Source organism: Rhizobium sp. N122 (assembly GCF_002211295.1).
In the GTDB taxonomy this organism is placed as follows: domain Bacteria; phylum Pseudomonadota; class Alphaproteobacteria; order Rhizobiales; family Rhizobiaceae; genus Rhizobium.
This window is the reverse complement of the sequence record NZ_LOKU01000056.1, coordinates 225,373-247,870: the sequence shown is the minus strand read 5'-3', so window position 1 is coordinate 247,870 and position 22,498 is coordinate 225,373. Positions and strand designations below refer to the sequence as shown.

The 22,498-nt window shown below is 62.3% G+C and carries 23 protein-coding genes; 11 read left to right on the top strand and 12 right to left on the bottom strand.

The annotated features are described in order from the left end of the window. Window positions 1-159: 159 nt before the first annotated feature. Window positions 160-984 (bottom strand): alpha/beta hydrolase, encoded by an 825-nt coding sequence (locus tag ATY75_RS28575; RefSeq protein ID WP_088940102.1) that lies wholly within the window; start codon window positions 982-984, stop codon window positions 160-162. A gap of 178 nt (window positions 985-1,162) precedes the next feature. Between ATY75_RS28575 and infC the strand changes: the two genes are divergently transcribed. From infC to pheT, 5 genes are all read left to right on the top strand, one after another. Next, window positions 1,163-1,699 (top strand): translation initiation factor IF-3, encoded by a 537-nt coding sequence (infC, locus tag ATY75_RS28570; RefSeq protein WP_012559640.1) that lies wholly within the window; start codon window positions 1,163-1,165, stop codon window positions 1,697-1,699. A 324-nt stretch (window positions 1,700-2,023) separates the two neighbouring features. Next, a complete protein-coding gene (gene rpmI, locus ATY75_RS28565) occupies window positions 2,024-2,227 on the top strand; it encodes a 50S ribosomal protein L35 (RefSeq protein ID WP_003570998.1) in 204 nt (67 codons plus the stop codon). Window positions 2,228-2,265: 38 nt separating this feature from the next. Further along, window positions 2,266-2,670, top strand: a complete 405-nt coding sequence (gene rplT, locus ATY75_RS28560; RefSeq protein WP_027682113.1) for a 50S ribosomal protein L20 — start codon at window positions 2,266-2,268, stop codon at window positions 2,668-2,670. Window positions 2,671-2,819: 149 nt separating this feature from the next. Then, entirely contained in the window at window positions 2,820-3,902 is a 1,083-nt protein-coding gene (gene pheS, locus ATY75_RS28555) for a phenylalanine--tRNA ligase subunit alpha (RefSeq protein ID WP_088940101.1), read from the top strand. 16 nt (window positions 3,903-3,918) lie between these two features. Further along, on the top strand, window positions 3,919-6,342 hold the full coding sequence (gene pheT, locus ATY75_RS28550) for a phenylalanine--tRNA ligase subunit beta (RefSeq protein WP_088940100.1): 2,424 nt from the start codon (window positions 3,919-3,921) through the stop codon (window positions 6,340-6,342). A 52-nt stretch (window positions 6,343-6,394) separates the two neighbouring features. Here pheT and ATY75_RS28545 read toward each other — a convergent pair whose 3' ends face one another. Further along, window positions 6,395-6,754 (bottom strand): nuclear transport factor 2 family protein, encoded by a 360-nt coding sequence (locus tag ATY75_RS28545; RefSeq protein WP_064835907.1) that lies wholly within the window; start codon window positions 6,752-6,754, stop codon window positions 6,395-6,397. A 359-nt stretch (window positions 6,755-7,113) separates the two neighbouring features. Next, window positions 7,114-8,109, bottom strand: coding sequence for an aldo/keto reductase (locus ATY75_RS28530; RefSeq protein ID WP_064835908.1), 996 nt, complete (start codon window positions 8,107-8,109; stop codon window positions 7,114-7,116). A gap of 176 nt (window positions 8,110-8,285) precedes the next feature. Between ATY75_RS28530 and ATY75_RS28525 the strand changes: the two genes are divergently transcribed. After that, entirely contained in the window at window positions 8,286-9,173 is an 888-nt protein-coding gene (locus ATY75_RS28525; RefSeq protein WP_088940099.1) for a LysR family transcriptional regulator, read from the top strand. A gap of 49 nt (window positions 9,174-9,222) precedes the next feature. Here the strand turns inward: ATY75_RS28525 and ATY75_RS28520 are convergent, their stop codons facing one another. Beyond that, window positions 9,223-9,720: a ferritin-like domain-containing protein gene (locus ATY75_RS28520; RefSeq protein WP_088940098.1), complete on the bottom strand. Its 498-nt coding sequence runs from the start codon at window positions 9,718-9,720 to the stop codon at window positions 9,223-9,225. A 150-nt stretch (window positions 9,721-9,870) separates the two neighbouring features. On the opposite strand from ATY75_RS28520, the gene ATY75_RS28515 reads away from it, so the two are divergent. Next, window positions 9,871-10,488, top strand: a complete 618-nt coding sequence (locus tag ATY75_RS28515) for a hypothetical protein (RefSeq protein ID WP_088940127.1) — start codon at window positions 9,871-9,873, stop codon at window positions 10,486-10,488. Here ATY75_RS28515 and ATY75_RS28510 read toward each other — a convergent pair. Both ATY75_RS28510 and ATY75_RS28505 read right to left on the bottom strand, forming a co-directional pair. Then, window positions 10,478-10,921 carry a GNAT family N-acetyltransferase gene (locus ATY75_RS28510; RefSeq protein ID WP_088940097.1) on the bottom strand — a complete coding sequence of 148 codons (444 nt, stop codon included), beginning with the start codon at window positions 10,919-10,921 and terminating at the stop codon, window positions 10,478-10,480. The two genes, ATY75_RS28515 and ATY75_RS28510, sit on opposite strands and share 11 nt — an antisense overlap. Before the next feature lie 14 nt (window positions 10,922-10,935). After that, the gene (locus ATY75_RS28505; protein ID WP_088940096.1) at window positions 10,936-11,883 is read right to left on the bottom strand and encodes an aldo/keto reductase; all 948 of its coding nucleotides are present in this window, start codon (window positions 11,881-11,883) and stop codon (window positions 10,936-10,938) included. A gap of 181 nt (window positions 11,884-12,064) precedes the next feature. Here ATY75_RS28505 and ATY75_RS28500 point away from each other — a divergent pair, with 181 nt between their 5' ends. Then, window positions 12,065-13,051 carry a Gfo/Idh/MocA family oxidoreductase gene (locus ATY75_RS28500; RefSeq protein ID WP_088940095.1) on the top strand — a complete coding sequence of 329 codons (987 nt, stop codon included), beginning with the start codon at window positions 12,065-12,067 and terminating at the stop codon, window positions 13,049-13,051. A 14-nt stretch (window positions 13,052-13,065) separates the two neighbouring features. Here ATY75_RS28500 and ATY75_RS28495 read toward each other — a convergent pair whose 3' ends face one another. After that, window positions 13,066-13,443: a GtrA family protein gene (locus tag ATY75_RS28495; protein WP_088940094.1), complete on the bottom strand. Its 378-nt coding sequence runs from the start codon at window positions 13,441-13,443 to the stop codon at window positions 13,066-13,068. Next, entirely contained in the window at window positions 13,440-14,447 is a 1,008-nt protein-coding gene (locus ATY75_RS28490; RefSeq protein ID WP_088940093.1) for a glycosyltransferase, read from the bottom strand. Before ATY75_RS28490 ends, ATY75_RS28495 begins: the two co-directional genes overlap by 4 nt. Window positions 14,448-14,607: 160 nt before the next feature. Here ATY75_RS28490 and ATY75_RS28485 point away from each other — a divergent pair, with 160 nt between their 5' ends. After that, entirely contained in the window at window positions 14,608-16,449 is a 1,842-nt protein-coding gene (locus ATY75_RS28485) for a hypothetical protein (protein WP_088940092.1), read from the top strand. A gap of 21 nt (window positions 16,450-16,470) precedes the next feature. On the opposite strand, the gene ATY75_RS28480 is transcribed toward ATY75_RS28485, so the two are convergent. Beyond that, window positions 16,471-16,716: a hypothetical protein gene (locus ATY75_RS28480; protein WP_064835924.1), complete on the bottom strand. Its 246-nt coding sequence runs from the start codon at window positions 16,714-16,716 to the stop codon at window positions 16,471-16,473. A gap of 255 nt (window positions 16,717-16,971) precedes the next feature. On the opposite strand from ATY75_RS28480, the gene xseA reads away from it, so the two are divergent. Continuing rightward, window positions 16,972-18,555, top strand: a complete 1,584-nt coding sequence (gene xseA, locus ATY75_RS28475; RefSeq protein ID WP_088940091.1) for an exodeoxyribonuclease VII large subunit — start codon at window positions 16,972-16,974, stop codon at window positions 18,553-18,555. Between the two features lie 316 nt (window positions 18,556-18,871). Here xseA and ATY75_RS28470 read toward each other — a convergent pair whose 3' ends face one another. Continuing rightward, window positions 18,872-19,369, bottom strand: coding sequence for a MarR family transcriptional regulator (locus ATY75_RS28470; RefSeq protein ID WP_088940090.1), 498 nt, complete (start codon window positions 19,367-19,369; stop codon window positions 18,872-18,874). Window positions 19,370-19,450: 81 nt separating this feature from the next. On the opposite strand from ATY75_RS28470, the gene ATY75_RS28465 reads away from it, so the two are divergent. Next, complete coding sequence (locus ATY75_RS28465) at window positions 19,451-20,362, top strand: EamA family transporter (protein ID WP_088940089.1); 912 nt, start codon at window positions 19,451-19,453, stop codon at window positions 20,360-20,362. Here ATY75_RS28465 and ATY75_RS28460 read toward each other — a convergent pair. Further along, entirely contained in the window at window positions 20,310-21,563 is a 1,254-nt protein-coding gene (locus ATY75_RS28460) for an aminopeptidase (protein WP_088940088.1), read from the bottom strand. The two genes, ATY75_RS28465 and ATY75_RS28460, sit on opposite strands and share 53 nt — an antisense overlap. Window positions 21,564-21,814: 251 nt before the next feature. Next, window positions 21,815-22,498, bottom strand: coding sequence for a glutathione S-transferase family protein (locus tag ATY75_RS28455; RefSeq protein WP_088940125.1), 684 nt, complete (start codon window positions 22,496-22,498; stop codon window positions 21,815-21,817).

Sequence of the window (22,498 nt, the reverse complement as noted above, 5' to 3'; positions counted from 1 at the left end):
CTCTTCCTCGCATCGCCCCTTATTTATTAACAAAGTGTTAATGGAGAGGGCCGAGAAGAGTCAATCGTTACTTCTTGGGAGCGCCTTGCGACTCGCCGACATGGTTAAAATGCAACGGCTCGGGCACTCGCGTCAGGGGAATTTCTTGGCCGGTGCCGTTCAAACGGGCATCTGCCTGCTTGTCGATGAACGGATGATACCTTTGACGGCGCCGAGGAGAAGCGCGATATCGCTCGGCCGGGACAGGCGGTGGTCGCCGTCGCGGATGAAGGTCAGCACCACGTCGTCGGCAGGAAGATGCTCCATAAGTTTCATCGCATGCGCATGCGGCACGTCCGCGTCTTTCATGCCCTGAAGGATATGCACCGGGCAGCCCGTTTCGATGATGCCGTCGAGCACCCGGTTGTCGCGGCCGTCCTCGATCAGCGCCCTGGTGTAGATGTTCGGCTCGGGACTATATTGCGACCGTTCCTCGAAATAGCCGCGCTCGGCAAGCGACTTGCGTTCCCTGGCCTTGAGGTTCGGTTCGATCAGCTCCGAGGTGAAATCGGGTGCCGGTGCAATCAGAACCATTCCTTCAAGTTTTGGGCCGTCCTGCCGCGCAAGCTTCTGCGCCAGCCTGAGCGCGATCCAGCCGCCCATCGAGGAGCCGACCAGGATCACCCGTTCTGGGGCGACATGGCGGATGACGGCCAGCGACTCCTCCAGCCAGCGCGAGATCGTGCCGTCGCGGAAGCTGCCCCCGGAGAGCCCGTGGCCTGAATAGTCGAGGCGGATGCAGGCGAGCCCAAGCTCCACCGCCAGGCCATCGAGTTCCACCGCCTTGGTGCCGCTCATATCGGAGCGATAGCCGGATAACCAGACGAGTGCCGGCGCGTCGCTGCCGGCTTGCGCCGGGCGGACGATGATAGCGATATCACGCGCAGCCTCACCTTCGCCGACCGTCAGGAACTGCGGCTGGGCATTCGGCATTTGATCGGACATCCGCGAAACTCCTGTTATTTTGGCCTATAAAACAGATTCTTGGCAGGCTGACAGCGGGTGATTTTTCCGCTAAAGGATGATATTGACTCCGTTGCAGCGATGACGCGACACGTTTGTGCACCCCGATATGGGAGCGCGAGGCTGCAACGTTCCGAAACAACGCGAGGAGAATACGACCATTCGCAGACCTTTTAAAACCGACGCGCCCGTGAAGGACGGACCGCGCTCGAACCGAGAAATCCGCATTCCCAAAGTTCAGCTGATCGGAGCTGACGGCGAGAATATGGGCGTCGTGCCTACCGACCAGGCCTTGAGAATGGCTGAGGAAGCCGGCCTCGATCTCGTCGAAATTTCCCCGAATGTCGAACCGCCTGTGTGCAAGATCCTCGATCTGGGCAAGCTGAAATATGCCAACCAGAAGAAGGCTGCCGAGGCGCGCAAGAAGCAGAAGATCGTCGAAGTCAAAGAAATCAAGATGCGCCCCAATATCGACACCCATGATTATGAGGTGAAGATGAAGGCTATGGGACGCTTCTTCGACGAAGGCGACAAGGTCAAGGTGACGCTGAAGTTCCGCGGCCGTGAAATGGCCCACCAGGAACTCGGCATGAAGCTGCTGCAGCAGGTCAAGGCCGATACGACCGAGTTCGCCAAGGTCGAAGCCGAGCCCAAGCTCGAAGGCCGCCAGATGATGATGGTGCTGGCGCCGAAGTAAGCGCCAGGCACTTTTTCGCCCCAAGGCCGTCCGCAAGGGCGGCTTTTGTGCTTTCGGCCACTGTGGTTTCTGCCTCGCATTTGCAGGGCGCGAAGATTCCTCCGCGGCCCCGTTGCACTTTCAAGACGCTGCGGTTATAAGCGCGCGTCCGAACTGACCGGCAGGGCATGCCGTGGCAGTTTCGAATGCTTGCGGAACGGTTCGTCACTGAAGCCGCAGATCAACAACAAACGCTCCCGCACCTTGTTGCGACGGCCGGAGAACCGGACTTCGCGGGAAGGGCTTTTTGATGAAGCGCGCAGGGAGGACAGAAGGAGTAGCAAAATGCCCAAGATGAAGACGAAGTCCTCTGCCAAGAAGCGGTTCAAGATCACCGCGACCGGCAAGGTCAAGGCTGCCGCTGCCGGCAAACGCCATGGCATGATCAAGCGTACCAACAAGTTCATTCGCGATGCACGTGGCACCATGGTTCTCGCAGAACCGGATGGCCGCAAGGTTATCAAGAATTACCTGCCGAACGGTCTCTGAGACTCGTCCGCGAACGCTAGATTTAAGGAGATCATGATATGGCACGTGTAAAAAGAGGCGTCACCTCGCACGCCAAGCATAAGAAGGTTCTGAAGGCCGCAAAGGGCTTTTACGGCCGCCGCAAGAACACCATCCGGACTGCCAAGGCTGCTGTCGATCGTTCGAAGCAGTACGCTTACCGCGACCGCAAGGTCAACAAGCGCAACTTCCGTGCGCTCTGGATCCAGCGCATCAACGCCGCGGTCCGCGAATTCGGCCTGACCTACGGCCGCTTCATCGATGGCCTGAACAAGGCCGGCATCGAAGTCGACCGCAAGGTTCTCTCCGACATGGCGATCCACGAGCCGGAAGCATTCGGCGCGCTCGTCAATGCTGCCAAGAAGGCTCTTGAGTACCTCAAGGAAGCCGGTACGGCCAACGAGTTTGAAGGCGCGGTCAAGTAACCAGCGCTTCCCAAGCTTTGAATTTTTGATTTTGGGAAACCCGCGCTGGTTTGGGCTAGCGCGGGTTTTTCTTTCTTTATATTCCTGGCGCCGGCAGGCGCCGCCTGCCTCCCGATCGCCCGCCTGATACTGGACGGAAAGAAGTGACAATGTCAGATATCGACCAGCTCAATGCATCGCTGCTCGCCGAAATCGCCGCCGCCAATGACGAGACGGCGCTCGAAGCCGTGCGCGTTTCCGCCCTCGGCAAAAAGGGCTCCGTTTCCGAACTGTTGAAGACACTCGGCGCCATGACGCCGGAAGAGCGCCAGACCCGGGGTGCTGCGATCAACGCCCTGAAGAATGCGGTGACGGACGCCATTGCCGAACGCAAGTCGGTGCTGAAAATGGCGGCGGTCAATGCGCGGCTGAAGGCTGAGACGGTCGATGTCAGCCTGCCGGTGCGCTCTTCGCCGGCCGAGCGCGGTCGCATCCATCCGATCAGCCAGATCGTCGATGAGATTACCGCGATCTTCGCCGATATGGGCTTCTCGATCGCCGAAGGTCCGGACATCGAGACGGATTATTACAATTTCACCGCGCTGAATTTCCCCGAAGGCCACCCGGCCCGCGAGATGCACGACACCTTCTTCTTCCATCCGGACGAGAATGGTGAGCGCAAGGTGCTGCGCACCCATACCTCGCCGGTGCAGGTGCGCACCATGGAAGCGCAGAAGCCGCCGATCCGCATCATCATTCCCGGCAAGACCTATCGCCAGGACAGTGACGCCACGCATTCGCCGATGTTCCATCAGGTCGAGGGCCTGGTCATCGACAAGAAGGCCAATGTCGCCAACATCCGCTGGGTGCTCGAGGAATTCTGCAAGACCTTCTTCGAGGTCGACAGCGTGACCATGCGTTTCCGCCCGTCCTTCTTCCCCTTTACCGAGCCCTCTTTCGAGGTCGATATCCAGTGCGACCGCTCCGGCCCGATCGTCAAGTTCGGCGAAGGCACCGACTGGATGGAGATCCTCGGCTGCGGCATGGTCCACCCGAACGTGCTGCGCTACGGCGGCCTCGATCCGGACGAATATCAGGGTTTTGCCTGGGGCATGGGCCTCGACCGCATCGCCATGCTGAAATACGGCATGCCCGACCTGCGCGACTTCTTCAACGCCGACGTCCGCTGGATGACGCATTACGGCTTCCGCCCGCTCGACATGCCGACGCTGTTCGGCGGCCTCAGCGCTTGAACGGAGAATTGGGACGATGAAATTCACGCTCTCCTGGCTGAAAGAGCATCTGGATACGGATGCCGGCCTCGATGAAATCTGCACGCGCCTCACCCAGATCGGGCTGGAGGTCGAGGATGTCGACGACAAGGCGGCGTTCAAGCCCTTCGTCATCGCCAGAATTGTCTCGGCGGAAAAACATCCGCAGGCCGATCGCCTGAAGGTGCTGATGGTCGACACCGGCGCCGGCGCGCCGGTCCAGGTCGTCTGCGGCGCGCCGAACGCGCGCGCCGGCCTTGTCGGCGCCTTCGCGGCACCCGGAACCTATGTTCCCGGCATCGATGTGACGCTTGCCGTCGGCAATATTCGCGGCGTCGAAAGCCACGGCATGATGTGCTCCGAAAAGGAGTTGCAAATCTCCGACAGCCACGACGGCATCATCGATCTGCCCGACGATGCGCCGGTCGGAAAGAGTTATGCGGCCTATGCGCATCTCGACGACCCGGTCATCGAGATCAACCTAACGCCGAACCGTCCTGACTGCACCTCGATCCACGGCATCGCCCGCGATCTCGCAGCCTCCGGACTCGGTACGTTGAAGCACCGGCCTGCGCCGTCCTTCCCCGTCGAAGGCGGGACGCCGGTGAAGCTGACGCTCGATCTCGACGATGCCACGCTCTGCCCCGGTTTTTCGCTGCGTCTGGTGCGCAGCGTCAAAAACGGCCCGAGCCCGCGCTGGATGCAGCAGCGGCTGACCGCCATTGGCCTGCGCCCGATCAATGCGCTGGTCGATATCACCAATTACATGACCTTCGATCAGGGCCGGCCGATGCATGTCTTCGACGCCGCCAAGGTCAAGGGCAACCTCACCGTCCGCCGCGCCGTCGAGGGCGAGAGCGTGCTGGCGCTCGACCAGCGCGAATACAAGCTCGGTCCGAACAACGTCGTCATCTCAGATGAAGACGGCATCGAATCGATCGGCGGCATCATGGGCGGCGAACATTCCGGCTGCGACGAAAACACCGTCGACGTGCTGATCGAGTCGGCCCTCTGGGACCCGATGAACATCGCCAAATCCGGCCGCGCCCTTGGCATCATCACCGATGCCCGCTACCGCTTCGAGCGCGGCGTCGATCCGGAGTATATGGTGCCCGGTCTCGAGCGCACGACGGAACTGGTGCTGGAACTCTGCGGCGGCACCGCCGCCAGGGCCGAGGTCGTTGGCTACAAGGGTTACGAACCAAGGATTGTCGATTTCCCCTATTCCGAGGTCAAGCGCCTGACGGGGCTCGACGTCTCGGATGCGGAAAGCAACAGCATTCTGACCCGCCTCGGCTTCACCGTCTCCGGTTCCGGCGAGCGTGTCTCCGTCGCCGTTCCCTCCTGGCGTCCCGATGTCGACGGCAAGGCCGATCTCGTCGAGGAGGTCATGCGCATCCACGGCGTCGACAATATCAAGCCGGCGCCGCTCGAAAGCCATGCTGTCGTCAACGGCAAGATCCTGACGACGCTGCAGATCCGCACCCGCCTGGCCAAGCGGGCGCTTGCGTCGCGCGGCATGCTCGAAGCCGTCACCTGGTCCTTCATTCCGGAAGATCAGGCCAAGCTGTTCGGCGGCGGGTCGCCGGCCCTCAAGCTTGCCAATCCGATTGCCGCCGAAATGTCGGATATGCGCCCGTCGCTGCTGCCGGGCTTGTTGACCGCGGCCCAGCGCAATGCCGACAAGGGGTATGCCGACGTCGCCCTCTTCGAAGTCTCCGGCACTTATGAGAACGACCGGCCGGACGGTCAGCGCCGCGTTGCCGGCGGCATCCGTCGCGGCACGGCCTCGCTTGCCGGCGCCGGTCGCGCCTGGTCGAACGCCGCCAAGGGCGGCGGTAAGCCGGTCGACGTCTTCGACGCCAAGGCCGATGCGCTCGCCGTCATCGAAGCCTGCGGCCTGCCGATGGGCAATATCCAGATCGAGCAGGGCGGGCCGGAATGGTATCATCCCGGCCGCTCCGGCACGATCAAGATGGGGCCGAAGATCATACTCGGCTATTTCGGTGAATTCCATCCGCTGACGCTTGAGGCGCTCGATGTCTCCGGCGCGCTCTGCGGTTTCGAGGTCTATCTCGATGCCATGGCCGAGCCGAAAAAGAAGGCGACCCGCACCAAGCCGGCGCTCGATCTTTCGCCCTTCCAGGCGGTCAAGCGCGACTTCGCCTTCGTCGTCGACAGGACGGTGGAGGCGGGCGCCATCATCAAGGCTGCGACCGGGGCAGACCGCAAGTTGGTCACCGGTGTCAATGTCTTCGACATCTTCGAAGGCGCTTCCGTCGGCGAGGGCAAAAAGTCGGTGGCGATCGAGGTTCAGATCCAGCCGGCCGAGCGCACGCTGACGGATGAGGATTTCGAGGCGCTGACGCAGAAGATCGTCGCCAGCGTGACAAAATTCACCGGCGGCGTTCTCCGAAGCTGATCCCGTCGGCCTCACCAAAACGAGAGACCGGCCGCCAAGGCGGCCGGTCTTTTCACGTGTGGAGATGATAGAGTTTGCTGACGATCGTCCAGCGGCCGTCGATCTTCAGCAGCGAGAGATAGTCGGTAAAGCGCATCCCGGCGAAATCGTCGGTGACCTTGACGCTCGCCGCGTCGCCCTCGACATCGACGTTCTGGATATCCATGAAGGGCTGCGTGCCGGGTGGCGCCGGCTCCTCCGCCAGGATGGCGGCGATGAATTCGTCCCGCGTCAGCCATTCGACGGCATTCTGGTAATAGCCGATGATCGAGCTTTTCGGGTGAAAGGCCTTTTTCAAGGCCGCCTCATTGCCGAAGGCCATGCCTTCGACATAGAGATGAACCGTCTGTTCGACTGCCTGCCTGTCCGACATGTTTTCATCCCGTTTTCCGAGATGGCGTTAGATAGTTTCGTCGGCCGCGAAGGCAAGCCCGGCCGTTGCGTTAGAGCCTTTCCTGGTTAGATTGAAGCATTCTGCCGGAGCAGGTTTTCGTCAGGGCAGAGGCGATTGGCGAAGGGCATACCCCAGGTACGTCCGAGCCGATCGCCTCTGATCCTGGCGGAAAGATGCCCGGCCCTTCGGGTTGGCTGAAACGGGCCGGCTGATCGACCGGCCGGCTTGGCCGTAGAACTGGGCTACGACGCGCGCCGGCCGGTCGACCATCCGACTCCGTTTGAGCCACCAGAATGCTGCAATCTAACCAGGAAAGGCTCTAGGCCGGGCTTGGCCGCTCACAGGTTCGTCATCGCAAGCGAGGCATCGGAATAGCGTTTTCCCGCCACCTCTGAGACGGGGATCGCCGCGCTGAGTTCTGCAAGCTCCGCCGCGCTGAGCCCGATATCGGCGGCGGCGGCATTCTGTTCGAGATGATGAAGCTTGCGGGCGCCGGGAATCGGCACGATGTCGTTGCCCTGGCTCAGCACCCAGGCCAGCGCCAACTGCGCCGCCGTCACGCCCTTCTCGGCGGCAAGCCTCTCCAACGTCGCGACGAGAGCGGCGTTGGCGTCGAAATTCTCCGCCTGGAAACGCGGCACCTGCCGGCGGAAATCGTCCTCGGCGAGATCTTCGACCTTGCGGATCGCGCCGGTGAGGAAGCCGCGGCCGAGCGGGCTGTAGGGCACGAAGCCGATGCCGAGTTCGCGGCAGGTGGCAAGCACATCCGCCTCGGGATCGCGTGTCCACAGCGAATATTCGCTCTGCAGTGCGGCGATCGGATGCACCGCATGGGCGCGGCGGATGGTGGCGCTGCCGGCTTCCGAGAGGCCGAGGGCGCGAACCTTGCCTTCCCTCACCAGCTCGGCCATGACGCCGACCGTCTCCTCGATCGGCACGTTGGGGTCGACGCGGTGCTGGTAAAACAGATCGATGGTCTCGATTCCAAGCCGTTTCAGCGAGGCTTCGGCGACGTCCCGAATATGCTCGGGGCGGCTGTCGACGCCGGCGATCGCGGCCGCACCGGCCTTGCTGGTATCGATCTTGAAGCCGAACTTGGTGGCGATCACCACCCGGTCGCGGAATGGTTTCAACGCCTTTCCGAGGAGGATTTCGTTGGTAAAGGGGCCATAGACTTCGGCGGTGTCGAAAAAGGTGACGCCGAGATCGACGGCGCGATTGAGCGTCCTCACCGATTCCGCTTCGTCGCTGGCGCCATAGGCAAAGCTCATGCCCATGCAGCCGAGGCCGACGGCTGAGATCGTGAGATCGTTTCCGAGTTTCCGGGTTTTCATGATGCGCTCCTTTTCTGAGCTGGGACGGCTGGAGCATGATGCCGAAAAGTGTGAGCGGTTTTCGGACAACCTCATGCTCTCAAAGAGGTCTTTGCGGTAACGGGCAGACCATATCCTTGCCGCATCGGTCAGAAAATATATGCAATTTATAACGGCTTGTTCTATCATTTCGACCAATGAACAGAACCCAGCTCTCGCAACTCGCCGTTCTCGCCGCCGTTTCCGAGCATCGTAGCTTCCGCGCCGCAGCCAAGGAACTCCTCGTCGCGCCATCTGCGATCAGTCATGCGATCTCGAGCCTGGAGGAAAGTCTGGGTGTCCGGCTTCTGGCGCGCACCACCCGCAGCGTCGCGCCGACGGAGGAGGGGCGCCTGCTTCTCGACAGACTGCGGCCGGCGCTTGAGGAGATCGATATTGCCCTGGAGGCGGTCCGCGATACGCGCGCCAGGCCGGCCGGCAACCTGCGCATCACTGCGCCGCGCTTCGCCTCCGATCTCCTGCTCGCCCCGCGCCTTGGTGATTTTCTCAAGCTCTATCCGGATATCACCCTGGAGATCGCCAATGAGGATGGCTTCACCGATATCGTCAAGGAGGGGTTCGATGCCGGCATAAGGCTGGAGGAGAGCCTGGAGGCCGATATGATCGCGGTCAAGATTTCGCCGGATCTGACGACCGTCATCGCCGCCTCGCCCGACTATTTCGAGCGCTATCCGAAGCCGGAGCATCCACGCGATCTCGTCCATCACCGCTGCATCAAGCGGCGCTTTACCAACGGCTCCATCTATCGCTGGGAATTCGAAAAGGACGGGCAGGAATTGGTCGTCGCAGTCGAGGGGCCGCTTGTTGTCAGCGAGGATCGGCTGGCGCTGCTTGCGGCGCTGAACGGCGCCGGCCTTGCCTATCTCTTCGATATGCGGGTGGATGACGAACTGGCGAGCGGCAAGCTGGTGCGGGTGCTGGAAGATTGGTGCGCGCCCTATTCCGGGCCGTTTCTCTATTATCCCAGCCGGCGGCAGATGCGCCCGGCACTGCGGGCCTTCATCGATTTCTTCAAATATGTTTAGGAAGATCCGGGCGGCGGGTAGAGACCCGCCGCCCGTTCTCTTCACTGGATCAGGCAGCCTTTGCCTTCTGGTTCGCCGCCGTGGTGGCGAGCTGGGAGAGGATCTTGTCGGTCGCCGTTTCCTCCTGCAGCGTCTGGTCGAGCAGGCTGACGACGTCCTTGAAGCCGAGCGTCGCGGCCCAGGTCTTCAGTGTGCCGTAACGGGCGATTTCATAATGCTCGACGGCCTGGGCAGCGGAAATCAGGCCGGCATCCAGCGCCGGCGTGCCCTTGAATTCCTCCATGATTTCCTCGCCCTCGGCAATAATGCCCTGGATCGCCTCGCAGGTCTTGCCCTGGGCGCGTTTGCCGATCTTCTCGAATACCTGCTGCAGGCGCTCGACCTGGCCTTCGGTTTGCTCCAGGTGCTTCTGGAAACCCGCTTTCAGTTCGGAGGACTGGGCGGCGCGCGCCATCTTCGGCAGGGCGCGCAGGATCTGCCGTTCGGCAAAATAGATGTCCTTGAGCGTATCGTAGAAGAGATCTTCCAACGTCTTTTCCTTGGCCATTTTCTCGATCCTTGTTCTGGGAAAGGCCGCGAATGCGGCGACACACTAAGAAGCAAGGATTACGCAAATTGTTCCCGATCGATTTCGGGTGGACTGGAAATCTGCTCCGGGCGATGTTTCCTGCCATCGATGCGGGAGGAAGGAAACGTCATGCGCAAGCCGGGTTCGATGAAGGGTCTGGAAGATCTTGGCCGGATAAGGCTGTCGCAGAACTTCTTTCTCCGTGATTTTCTGCACTCCGAAATTGCCGATTTCCATCGCATTCCCAATATCCCCGACGATCCCGATCTGGCGATCGAGGCGGGCAGGAGGCTGTGCCAGGAATTGCTGGAGCCGCTGGAAGCGACCTTCGGGCGCCTGCATATCCGCTCCGGCTATCGCTCGCCTGATGTCAACAGGTTCGGCAACGACAACAATCTGAATTGCTCGACCAATGCCGCCACCGCAGCCCATCACATTTGGGACATGCGGGACTTCGACGGCTGCATGGGGGCGGCGGTCTGCATCGTCGTGCCTTGGATGCTCGACCGCTACAATGATGGAAGCGACTGGCAGCGGCTCGCCTGGTGGATCCACGACCATCTGCCCTATGCGTCGCTCTGCTTTTTTCCCAAGCTCTGGGCCTTCAATATCCAGTGGCACGAACGGCCGAAACGGGTGATCCAGAGTTATATCAGCCCCCGCGGCATCCTCACCAAACCGGGCATGGCGAACTGGGAAGGGAAGCATTCCGAGTGGTATGAAGGTTTTCCTGCCCTCAGAAGCTGATGCGATAGCGGATGTGCCCGTCGCTCTCGACATAGCTGTCGTAGAGCGCCCGGGCCGTCTTGTTCTGCTCGCTCGTATGCCAATAGAGCCGCGACCAGCCCTTCGCCTTGCCGAGGTCGACGAGATCGTCCATCAGCGCTCGCCCGATGCCTTTGCCGCGTGCCTCAGGATCGACGAACAGGTCTTCGAGATAGCAGTCCCTGCCGTGGATCCAGGTGCCCTCATGGGTGAGATAGAGCGCAAAACCCATGATCGTGCCGTCGCCCTCGGCGACCCGCATGGCGATCGCCGACGCCGGATCGAAAACCCGGCGCCAAGTGGAATCAGTGATATCGGCATCGACCGTGACCTCGTAAAAGGCGAGGTAGGCGGCCCAGAGTTCGCGCCAGCGCGCTTCGTCTTCGGGGCGGGCATCGCGGATCGTCACGGTCATCGGCTCTCCCTCTTTCAGTTGCCGGCTTCGTCGAGCAGCGCCATCGCGTCATCGGATAGCGGAAGTGTCGCTGATTTCGCCAGGCTTTCAAGCTGCGAAAGGCTGGTCGCGCTGGCGATCGGCGCCGTCACGCCCGGTTTGCGCAAGAGCCAGGCAAGCGAAATTTCGGCGGGCTTGGCGCCGGTCTCGGCCGAAACCCTGTCGAGCGCGGCAAGAATGCGCATGCCTTTGGCATCCAGATATTGCGAGACCCGGCCCTCGCGGGCCCGGCCCTGCGTATCCGCCTTGCTGCGGTATTTGCCGGTGAGGAAGCCGGCGGCGAGGCTGAAATAGGTGATGACGCCGATTTCTTCCTTGATGCAAAGCTCGGCCAGCGGCCCCTCGAAACTTGAGCGCTCATAGAGGTTATATTCCGGCTGCACCACATCGTAGCGCGGCAGCCCGGCCTTTTCGGCAGCGTCGAACGACGCTTGCAGCAGCGTCGCATCATAATTCGAGCAGCCGATGGCGCGGATCTTGCCCTGCTGCTTCAGCTTGGCAAAGGCGCCGAGCGTTTCCTCGTGCGGCGTATCGGCATCCGGCCAGTGCGAGAGATAGAGGTCGATATAATCAGTCTGCAGCCGACGGAGCGAATCCTCGACGGCCTTCAGAATATAGCTCTCCTTCAGCGTCTTTCCCTGTCCCATGTCCGAGCCGACCTTGGTGACGATCACGGCCCTGTCGCGGGAGACACTTGCCTGTTTCAGCCAGCGCCCGATGATCTCCTCGGAATCGCCGCCCTTGTTGCCCGGAACCCAGGCGGAATAGACATCGGCCGTATCGATCGTGTTCAGCCCCGCATCGAAGAAGGCGTCGAGAATGGCGAAGGATGTTTTCTCGTCGGCCGTCCAGCCGAAGACATTGCCGCCGATGACGATCGGCGCGACCGAAAGACCTGTTTTTCCAAGCCGGCGCATTTCCATGACGCTCTCCAAAAGGGTGATGGTAATTGAAATCGTGGACACGGCAGGACGCCGCCTTGCGAACAACCTAGCGCGATCCGGGCATGAGGGAAGGCAAACTTCCGTGATTTCCTGTCGCGCCATTGCGCCGCGGCCAGGGCCTGAATATGGTTCGCGGACATTTGTTTCGGGAGGCTTGGATATGCTGCGTTTCGGTATCATTTCAACAGCGAAGATCGGCCGCGACAATGTCGTTCCGGCGATCCAGGATGCGGAGAACTGTGTCGTTACGGCAATCGCCAGCCGCGATCTCGCCCGCGCCAGGGAGATGGCCGACCGCTTCTCGGTGCCGCATGCCTTCGGCTCCTACGAGGAGATGCTGGCTTCCGATCTCATCGACGCCGTCTATATCCCGCTGCCGACCTCGCAGCATATCGAATGGTCGATCAAAGCAGCCGATGCCGGCAAGCACGTGCTCTGCGAAAAGCCCCTGGCGCTGAAGGCAGGCGATATCGACGAAGTGATCGCCGCCCGCGACCGCAACCGGGTGGTGGTCACCGAAGCATATATGATCGCCTATTCGCCGGTGTGGCGGAAGGTGCGGGCGCTGATCGAAGAAGGCGCGATCGGCTCGCTCCGGCATGTGCAGGGCGCCTTCACCTATTTCAATCGCGATGCCGCCAACATGCGCAACATCCCCGAGCTCGGCGGCGGCGGCCTTCCCGATATCGGCGTCTATCCCGTCATGGGCACGCGGTTTTCCACCGGCAAGGAAGCGCTGCGGATCCAGGCGGTCACCGAGCGCGATCCCGAATTCGGTACGGATATCTATTCGAGCGTCAAGGCCGATTTCGGCGATTTCGAGCTGAGCTTCTATATCTCGACGCAGATGGCCAACCGCCAGGTCATGGTCTTCCACGGCACCGACGGTTACATCGAGGTCAAATCGCCGTTCAACGCCAATCGCTGGGGCCCCGAGGAGATCGAGCTCGCCGACCGCAGCCACAATCAATCGCGCATCTTCCGCTTCCAGGACAGCCGCCAGTACAAGCGTGAGGTCGAAGCCTTCGCCCGGGCGGTGAAGGACGGCAACGAAGAGCTCGTCACGCTGGAAAATTCGAAATTGAACCAGAAGGTGATCGACGCGATCTATCGGGCCAGCGAGAAGGACGGCTGGGAGGCCGTCTAGCGCAATTTCGAGAACTATTCGGCGCGGAAGACGAAGCGCGAATAGCCGAAGAAGCTGAACACCATCGAGGCGATGCTGGCGATCACCATGGCCGCCAGCGGCTGGAGCGCCGGCAGCGACAGCAGAAGCACGGAATAAAGCCCGTAATTGACGAGTGCTGTCGTCACCCCGATCGAGCCGTAGCGGAAGCCTTCGACGGCGAGCGACCGGCCGGAGCGATCGAACGTGTAGCGCCGGTTGAAAACCCAGGTCACCGCCATTGCGCAAGCGATCGCGACAAGCCGTGCCAGAAACGGCCCGAGCGGCGTCAGATGCAGCAGCGCCGACAGCATGCCGGCATCGACGAGGAAGCCGATGCCGCCGGCGATGGTGAAGCGGATGAGCCTTCTCACGCCGCATCCGCCTTGCCCGGACGCCTGCTCGATGCCGGCGCTGTCTGGCTGAGCGGTGCCTTGACCATGCTCGGCGTCTCCAGATTCATATAATGGATGCGAAGCTGTTCGGCGCGGGCGCGGGCCACCGAATCCAGGATGACGCCGGCGGTGAACAGCATGAAGGAGATCATCATCAGTGCCATCGACAGCACCCAGGTCGGCATGCGGCTGACGAGACCCGTTGCGAAATATTCCGCCAGCACCGGCGCCATGAAGCCGAGGCTCGCCAGCATGAAGCTGACGCTGATCGTGCTGAAGAAAGCGAAGGGCCGAGTTTCCTTCATCAGCATCGCGAACATCCAGAGGATCCTGCCGCCGTCGCGGAAGGTCGAAAGCTTGGAATGCGAGCCTTCCGGCCGGCGGCCGTAATCGAGTTCCAGCTCGCTGACCGGCAGCTTCAGCCGCGAGGCGTGAACCGACATTTCGGTTTCGATCTCGAAGCCGCCCGAGACCGCCGGGAAGCTCTTGACAAAGCGGCGTGAGAAAGCGCGGTAGCCGGAAAAAATGTCGGTGAAGTCGGGGCCGAAGATCGTCCGGTAGAGCAGGTTGAAAAGCCGGTTGCCGAGCGCATGGCCCTGACGGCCGGCATCGGCATGCACGCCGCGCCGGGTTCCCACAACCATATCGGCCCGCTCGGTCAGCAGCGTGCGCACCAGATCTTCGGCGTCCTCAGGCGCGTAAGTGCCGTCGCCATCGGCGATGATGTAGATATCGGCCTCGATGTCGGCGAACATGCGGCGCACGACGTGGCCCTTGCCTTGCCGCCGCTCGCGAACGACATGCGCTCCGGCCAGCATCGCTTGCAGCGCGGTGCCGTCGGTGGAATTATTGTCGTAGACATGGATCGCCGCATCCGGCAGCGTCGCGCGGAAACCCCGCACCACAGGGCCGATTGTCGCCGCCTCGTTATAGCAGGGAAGCAGGACGGCAATATTCGGATTATCGGTATGCGATCGGGCCATGACTCTACTCGTTACACTGAAAGCCGCACGCAGCCTAAATCACCCGCCGTTAATAAGACCCTATGACGCAGGCAAAATCGGCACCTGCCGCCACGGCTTTACACTTTCTTGATCGGCGACGGCTAAGCTTCGGCCATCTGAAAACGAAGCACTAACCACGATGAACGCCGTGCAGCCGATCGCCAATGCCGCATCCGTGACCACCGTCCAAAGGGGCGGGCTGGGCAGGCTGATGATGCGCCTGTGGCCAACCGTCATCGCCTATAGCGCCCTTCTCGCCACCATCCTTCTCGTCGCCAAGCTTTGTACCGCCACCGATTATGTCGGTCCCGACAATGACGACGGAATGCGTCTGGTCGAGGTGCGCGATTTTCTTGCCGGGCAGGGTTGGTTCGATCTGGTGCAATATCGCCTCGGCCTCGGTGGCGGCACGCTGATGCATTGGTCGCGGCTGATCGATCTGCCGATCGCTTCGCTGATCTGGTTCTTCGGCCTGTTTGCGCCGCGCGAAACGGCCGAGGCGCTGGCGCTCGCCGTCTGGCCGGTTTCGCTCGTCCTGCCCGCCATGCTTGCCATGGCCGTTGCCGGGCGCAGTATCGGCGGAATTGCCGGCATGCATATCTGTCTCGGCATGACCGGTCTTGCGATCTACACGGGTAACCGTTTCGCGCCGGGGGCCATCGATCACCACAATGCCCAGCTGGCGCTGGTTGCGACGATGGTGGCGATGCTGCTGGATCCAAAGCGGCGCGGCTGGAGTTATGCGCTTGCCGGTATCGCCGCAGCGGTCGCCATCGCCATCGGCGCCGAGACGACGCCTTTCGTTGCCGCCGTCTGTCTGACCATCGCTTTTCTCTGGGCCTGGGAAGGGGAAAAATTCGCCGCTGCCGCGAAGGCCTTCGGGTTGGCGCTGGCGATTGCGATCAGCATTCTGTTTGTCGCAACGGTACCGCCCCGGCTCTATTCGACGGTCACTTGCGACAATCTCTCGCTCGGTTATTACAGCCTGGCGGCGATCGGCGGCGGGCTGCTGCTGTTTTCGGCGGTTTTTGCCAGCCGCCTGCGCCGGCCGTTGCGCTTTGCCGCACTTGGCCTCGTCGGCGCCGGCGTTCTCGGTTCGGCGATGGTGATCGCGCCGCAATGCCTGAGCGATCCGCTCGCCGGTCTCGATCCGATGCTGGTCGAACTCTGGCTGAAGAATGTGTCGGAAGCGCAGTCGGCCTTCGTTCTTCTTCGCACCGATCCCTCCTCCCTCGGTGGCTTCTATGCGGCCGGCCTGTTCGGCATCGCGGTCTGCATCTTCCGCATCGTTCGGCGCGACCGCATGCAGATCCACCTGGTTCTGCTTTTCCTGCTCGCCATCAGCTGGGGAATCGCGCTGATCCAGGTGCGCGGCAGCACTTTCTCGAACCTGCTCTCCATTCTGCCGCTTGCCTTGCTGATCATCGATATCAGGCGGATCTCCAACAGCGACAGCGAGAACGTTGCCGCCGCCTTCGTCTATATCGTGACGGTGCTGGCCAGCGTTCCGGCCGCCTGGGCAGTCGGCGGCGGACTTATCTCGCTGCAGATGGAGAATGGCGCGCAGAAGCAGGCGGCGGAAAAGCTGCATTCCTGCAAATCGAAAGCGGCGCTGGCGCCGCTCGCCGGGCTTCCGGCCGGACTGGTCTCCGCACCCTCGGAAATGGGCGTGCCGATCCTCCGTTTCACGCAGAACCGGGTTCTCTCCGCGCCCTATCACCGCAATCAGGGCGGCATGCTGACGGAATTGCATATCGGTCTGGCGGAGCCGCAGGAGGCGGAAGCTTTCTTGAAGGGGGCTGATGTGACAGTGCTTGGCTTCTGCCCCGGTGACCTGCAGACGCGGGAGATCGCCAAACTGAAGCCCGATGGGCTCTACGCCGAGCTCGGCAAGGGCAATATTCCGCCCTATCTGGAGCCGCTTCCGAAGGCGGCTGAGGTGGGGGTTCAGTTCTTTCGCTATCGGCCGGCGGCGAACTGACGCCGGCCTTTCGGGTGATCTTTAGTGAGAAACGCGCGTCGCGGGGCGAAGCCGCGTTTTGGCATAGAGCCCGAGAACGAAGAGCATGAGGCCGCCATTATAGCCGAGAACGGCATAGACGAAGGCCAGGATGGAGACCGGCCCGGGCGAGGTGATCGCCGCCGCGGCAAAGGTTATTCCGATCAGCGCGGCGATCAACGCGATCGCGGCAGCCGAGCGCGTTTGCCCGGCGGTGATGCCCAATGCTGCTGCTGTGAGAATAATCATTTCAGCACCTTCCCAGTGATAACGAGGGGAAGCATAGGAAGCGCCAGCTAACAAAGATTTACCGGCCGCCCCGGCCGAAAAGCCTTTGTATTGCGGTGGTTAGCAATCCCTTTCGTCTATAACGCGCATTCTAGCTATGCGTTCCGCAACCAAACGGATTTACCCGATTTCGCTGCGATCTCGACAGCCGGGGAAACAGGCTTGTGCCGCGGCCCCGACCTTCCAGTTTGCCGCCGATCGACATAGAAAGAAGAGATGAGCAACCTCTTCGACAGCGATTCGCCGACCAACCTTGCCGAATACTCGGTTTCGGAGCTTTCCGGCTCGATCAAGCGCACCGTCGAAACGGCCTTCGACCAGGTTCGCGTGCGCGGCGAAATCTCCGGCTATCGCGGGCCGCATTCTTCGGGCCATGCCTATTTCGCACTGAAGGACGATCGCGCCCGCATCGACGCCGTCATCTGGAAGGGCACCTTCTCGCGGCTGAAGTTCCGCCCGGAAGAGGGCATGGAGGTGATCGCCACCGGCAAGGTCACCACCTTTCCCGGCTCCTCGAAATATCAGATCGTCATCGAGACGCTGGAGCCGGCCGGCGCCGGCGCGCTGATGGCGCTGATCGAGGAGCGCAAGCGCAAGCTTGGCGCCGAAGGTCTGTTCGATGCCGCCCGCAAGAAGCGGCTGCCCTTCATGCCCAAGGTGATCGGCGTCGTCACCTCGCCGACCGGCGCCGTGATCCGCGATATCCTGCACCGCATCTCCGATCGTTTTCCCGTGCATGTCCTCGTCTGGCCGGTGAAGGTGCAGGGCGAGGGCTCCGGCGAGGAGGTGGTGAACGCCATTCGCGGCTTCAACGCGCTGGAGCCGGCCGGCGCCATCCCCCGCCCGGACGTGCTGATCGTCGCGCGCGGCGGCGGCAGCCTGGAGGATCTCTGGAGTTTCAACGACGAAATCGTCGTGCGTGCGGCCGCCGAAAGCCGGATACCGCTGATCTCGGCGGTCGGCCACGAGACCGACTGGACGCTGATCGACTATGCCGCCGATGTCCGTGCCCCGACGCCGACGGGAGCTGCTGAAATGGCTGTGCCGGTCAAGGCGGAGCTTGAGGCGCAGGCCGCGGCCCTTGCCGCGCGGCTGCAGGGTTGCATGAACCGGCAGATGGATCAGCGTCGCCAGTCGGTGCGCGCTCTGATGCGGGCATTGCCGTCGCTCGACCAGCTTCTCGCCTTGCCGCGCCGGCGTTTCGACGAGGCGGCGGCCGGCCTTGGCCGCGGGCTCGAACTCAACACCATCAACAAGCGCCGCGGCTTCGAGCGCGTCGCCGCGCATCTGCGTCCCGATGTGCTGGCCAACCGCATCGCCGAGCGGCGGCAGACGCTTAACGAGCGGATGGTGCGGGCCGAGCGCATGGTCGAGCGGCTGATCGACCGCTCGAAATCCCGCGTCGGCCGCGCCGAGGCGGTCTTTGCCTCGCTGCCCGCCCGCCTGCAGGCGCAGACCGGGCGCGCCCGCGACCACCTCGCCAATCTCATCCGGCACGCCGACACCGCGACATCCCATCGGCTGATCCGCGCAAAAGCAGCCCTTGCGGCGCAGGATCGCGTGCTGCAGTCGCTCTCCTACAAGAATGTGCTGAAGCGCGGCTACGCGGTGATCCGCGACGAAGAGGACAGGCCGGTGTCGCAGGCTTCAGTCCTTTCGACAGGTGCCGCAGTTTCGATCGAATTTTCCGACGGCCGCATCGGCGCGGTGACCACGGAAGGCGGCGCACCGCCTGCCTCGCTGAGGAAGCGGCCCGCCAGGGAAACCGGCGATCCGTCGAAGCAGGGAAGTCTGTTTTAGAGCGGTTCCTGGCGGCCGACGCGCTGGTTGCTGTCATGGGTCCCCGGGTCAAGCCCCGAGGACGACGGAGGGTGAGGTGCCTATGAGGCAGGGACCGCAAGCGCGTCGTGGTTTGTTGAAGCGGAGTGTAGGGAGGCTGTGCGGCAGGTAGCGCAGCGTTACTGTCGTCGCCGACGCAATTGCCACGCAAAAACCGCTGGCGCGCCTTGCTCAAATTCCTCCAGACGTTCCTATCTTGCCGCTCGGGTCCCCACCTCCGTCCTGTTCGGGCTTGACCCGAGCATCCATGCCGCAAGCACGTCGCTACATGGTGAAGTCACTCGAAATCCGAAAGAAACTTCCTCAGCAGCCGGTCGAGTTCCGTCTTGTCGGCAGCGCTCAGATTCGCCGTCAACCGCCGCTGATTGGCGACATGCGCATCGACGGCGGCTTCCACCGTCGCCAGCCCCTTATCCGTCAGCGCGATCAACACGCTGCGCCTGTCATCCGGGTTGACGATGCGCTCGACGAAGCCTGATTTCTCCAGCTGGTCGATGCGGTTCGTCATCGTGCCGGAGCTGACCATGGTCATCTCCAGGAGCTCGCCCGGCGAGAGCCGGTGCGGCGCGCCGGAGCGGCGAAGCGTGGCCAGCACGTCGAAGGCGGAGGTGGAAAGCCCGTGCTTTAGCAACACCGCCTCGACTTCGCGGCCGAGATGGGTTCCGAGGCGCTTCAGTCGCCCGAGGATGCCCATCGGTTCGACGTCGAGGTCCGGGCGCTCGCGGCGCCATTGCGCCAGGATTCTGTCGACATGATCTTGCTTCTCTTCACCCATGTCACATCGATAGCAGGAGATACCTTGACGTCAAGATAAATTGTGCTACCGTGAATTTATCTTGACATAGAGATTCTTGAAATGAAGACAAACTCACGATATTTCGCCGACGTGCTGATCACCGCCGTGGCTCCGGCCATCTGGGGCAGCACCTATTTCGTCACGACATCCTTCCTGCCGCATGGCTATCCGCTCACCGTCGCGATGCTGCGCGCTTTGCCGGCAGGCCTGCTTCTGCTGCTCATTGTTCGCAAGCTGCCGACGGGCATCTGGTGGGGCCGCGCCTTCATTCTCGGCGCGCTGAACTTCGCGTTCTTCTGGGCGATGCTCTTCGTCTCGGCCTACAGGCTGCCGGGCGGCGTTGCCGCAACGGTCGGCGCGGTGCAGCCGCTGATCGTCATCGCGCTGTCGCGGCTTTTCCTCGGCAAGGCGATCCGGCCGCTTGCCGTGCTGGCGGGTCTGGCCGGCACGGCCGGCGTGGGATTGCTGGTATTGACGCCGAAGGCGGGGCTCGATCCTGCGGGCGTTGCCGCCGGTCTTGCCGGCGCCGTCTCGATGGCGTTTGGCACGGTGCTGACGCGGCGCTGGGCGCCGCCGGTGTCGAACCTCACCTTCACTGCCTGGCAATTGACGGCAGGCGGCATCCTGCTGATGCCTTTTGCGCTTTTCCTCGAACCGGCGCTGCCGGAACCGACCATCGCAAATATCGCCGGCATCGCCTATCTCGGCCTGATCGGCGCGGCCTTCACCTATCTGCTGTGGTTTCGCGGCCTGTCGCGCATCGAGCCCTCGGCGGTCGCCTCGCTCGGCTTTCTGAGCCCCGTCGTCGCCACCCTGCTCGGCTGGCTGGCGCTCGGCCAGAGCCTGGCGCCGGCGCAGATCGCCGGCTTCGCCATGGTGCTTGCCAGCGTCTGGCTCAGTCAGCGCGCGACGATGCCGGTCAGGCCCATTCGCCCTGCCGCATCACCGGAACCCGCGAACCATCCGGCTTGAGACCGTCGATATCGACCTTACCCGAACCGATCATCCAGTCGATATGGATGAGGCTGGAATTGCCGCCCTGCGCCTTGATCTCTTCCTGGCTCAGTGTCGCGCCGTTCAGGAAGCACTTGGAATAGCATTGGCCGAGGGCGATGTGGCACGAGGCGTTTTCGTCGAACAGCGTGTTGTAGAACAGGATGCCGCTCGCCGAGATCGGCGAGGAATGCGGCACCAGCGCCACTTCGCCGAGCCGGCGCGCGCCCTCGTCGGTATCGAGCACCTTGTTCAGGACCTCTTCGCCGCGCGATGCCTTCGCCTCGACGATGCGCCCGGCCTCGAAGCGCACCTGGATATTGTCGATCAGCGTGCCCTGGTGCGACAGCGGCTTGGTGCTGGACACATGGCCTTCGACGCGCAGCGCATGCGGCGTGGTGAAGACTTCCTCGGTCGGAATGTTCGGATTGCAGGTGATGCCGTTCTTGGCGGTGGAAGCGCCGCCATGCCATTCATGCCCGTCGGCAAGCCCGACCGTCAGGTCGGTGCCCGGTCCCTGGAAATGCAGTGAAGCGAAGCGCTCGCCGTTCAGCCAGGCGGAGCGCTTGGCCAGATTGGCATTGTGTTCGGCCCAGGCGGAGACGGGATCGCTGACATCGACGCGCGAGGCGGCAAAGATCGCCTTGGCGAGCTTGGCGATGGCGATCGGTTCGGGATCGCCGGGGAAGACCACCTTGGCCCAGGACGGATTGGGATAGGAGACGATGTTCCAGTTGATGTCGAAATTCGAGATCTTTTCCAAGGCCGGCTTGTAGGCGGTCGATGTGGCGCGGTTGGCGCGGCCGACCTTGCCGGCATCCTGCTCGGACAGGAGCAGCGGATTGTCGCCGGCGATCGCAAGACGGGCCGCCCCGTTGGCGTAGGCCTTGGCCATGCCCTCATAAAGCCAGTCGGAGGCGCGGTCGAAACTCTCGTCGCTGCCATGCTGATAGCGTGCCAGTGTCGTTTCCTCGTCGGAATAGAAGGCGGTGACGAGGCCGGCGCCGGCCTGATAGGCGTGGCTGGTGATCAGCCGAACGAGCGGCAGCGCCACCACAGGCGCGGTGATCACCAGATCCTGACCCTTGCGCAGCTGCAGCCCGACCTTGACGGCGACCTCAGCCAGCTTCTCCAGCTTGACGGGATCAATGGTGTTCTGGCTCTGGGGCATGAAAGTCATGGTTCAACCTGCCTTCTGTCGTCGACGCTAGGGCAATTCCAGGAAAAGTGCGAAGCGGTTTTCTCAGGCAAAGCGCGAAGCGCTTTTGCCGGGAATTGCGTAAATCCAAAAGATTGGAGCGGTTCTGCGCTTCCGTGAAAAGCTGAACCGCTCCAAGAGGCTGGCAGACTTAGACCCGTTTGCGGCGAAAATGAAGCGTCGTGTCGCTGAATTGCGGGCGGCCGGCTGGATGTCCGGCCGCTGGGTGCGCTTCAGGCGGCGGCAGGCAGCCTGAGCAGGATCGAGTTGTGCTTCTCGAGGAATTCCGTCAGCCGCTGCGGGTAATCCTCGCCAACGGCGGCCTTCACGCTCGCGCGCTCGGACAGCGCCTGGCGCCAGCGCTTCACCCGCTCGAGCCTATCGAAGATGCCCCTGTCGCCGAGCGTATCGAAGAGATCGAAATAGCGGAAGACCGGCGCGAAGACGGCGTCGACCAGGCTGAAGCTGCTGCCGGCAAAATAGGGCCCGTCGCCCAGCGCCGCTTCGAGCGTCGCGAATTTGGACATCAGCGCTTTGCGCTTGGCGTCTAGCTGCAATTCATCCTGCGCCGTTTCATAACCCCAGAGATCGGAAAGCACCGAGGAGCCGAATTCCATCCAGCCGCGATGACGGGCGCGGGTCAGCGGATCGGCGGGATGCAGGGCGGCACCCGCTTGCGTTTCCTCCAGATATTCGCAGATGACGCTGCTTTCGAACAGCACGGCCCCGCCGCCATCCTCTTCCTCGATCTTGAGCAGCGGCACCTTGCCGAGCGGTGAAATTTTTAAAAACCAATCCGGCTTATCGGCAAGATCGATGTTGATGCGCTCGAACGGCACGCCCTTTTCGAGAAGCGCGATCGCGGCGCGCTGCACATAGGGGCAGAGGTGATGGCTGATGAGGGTAAGCCTGCTCAT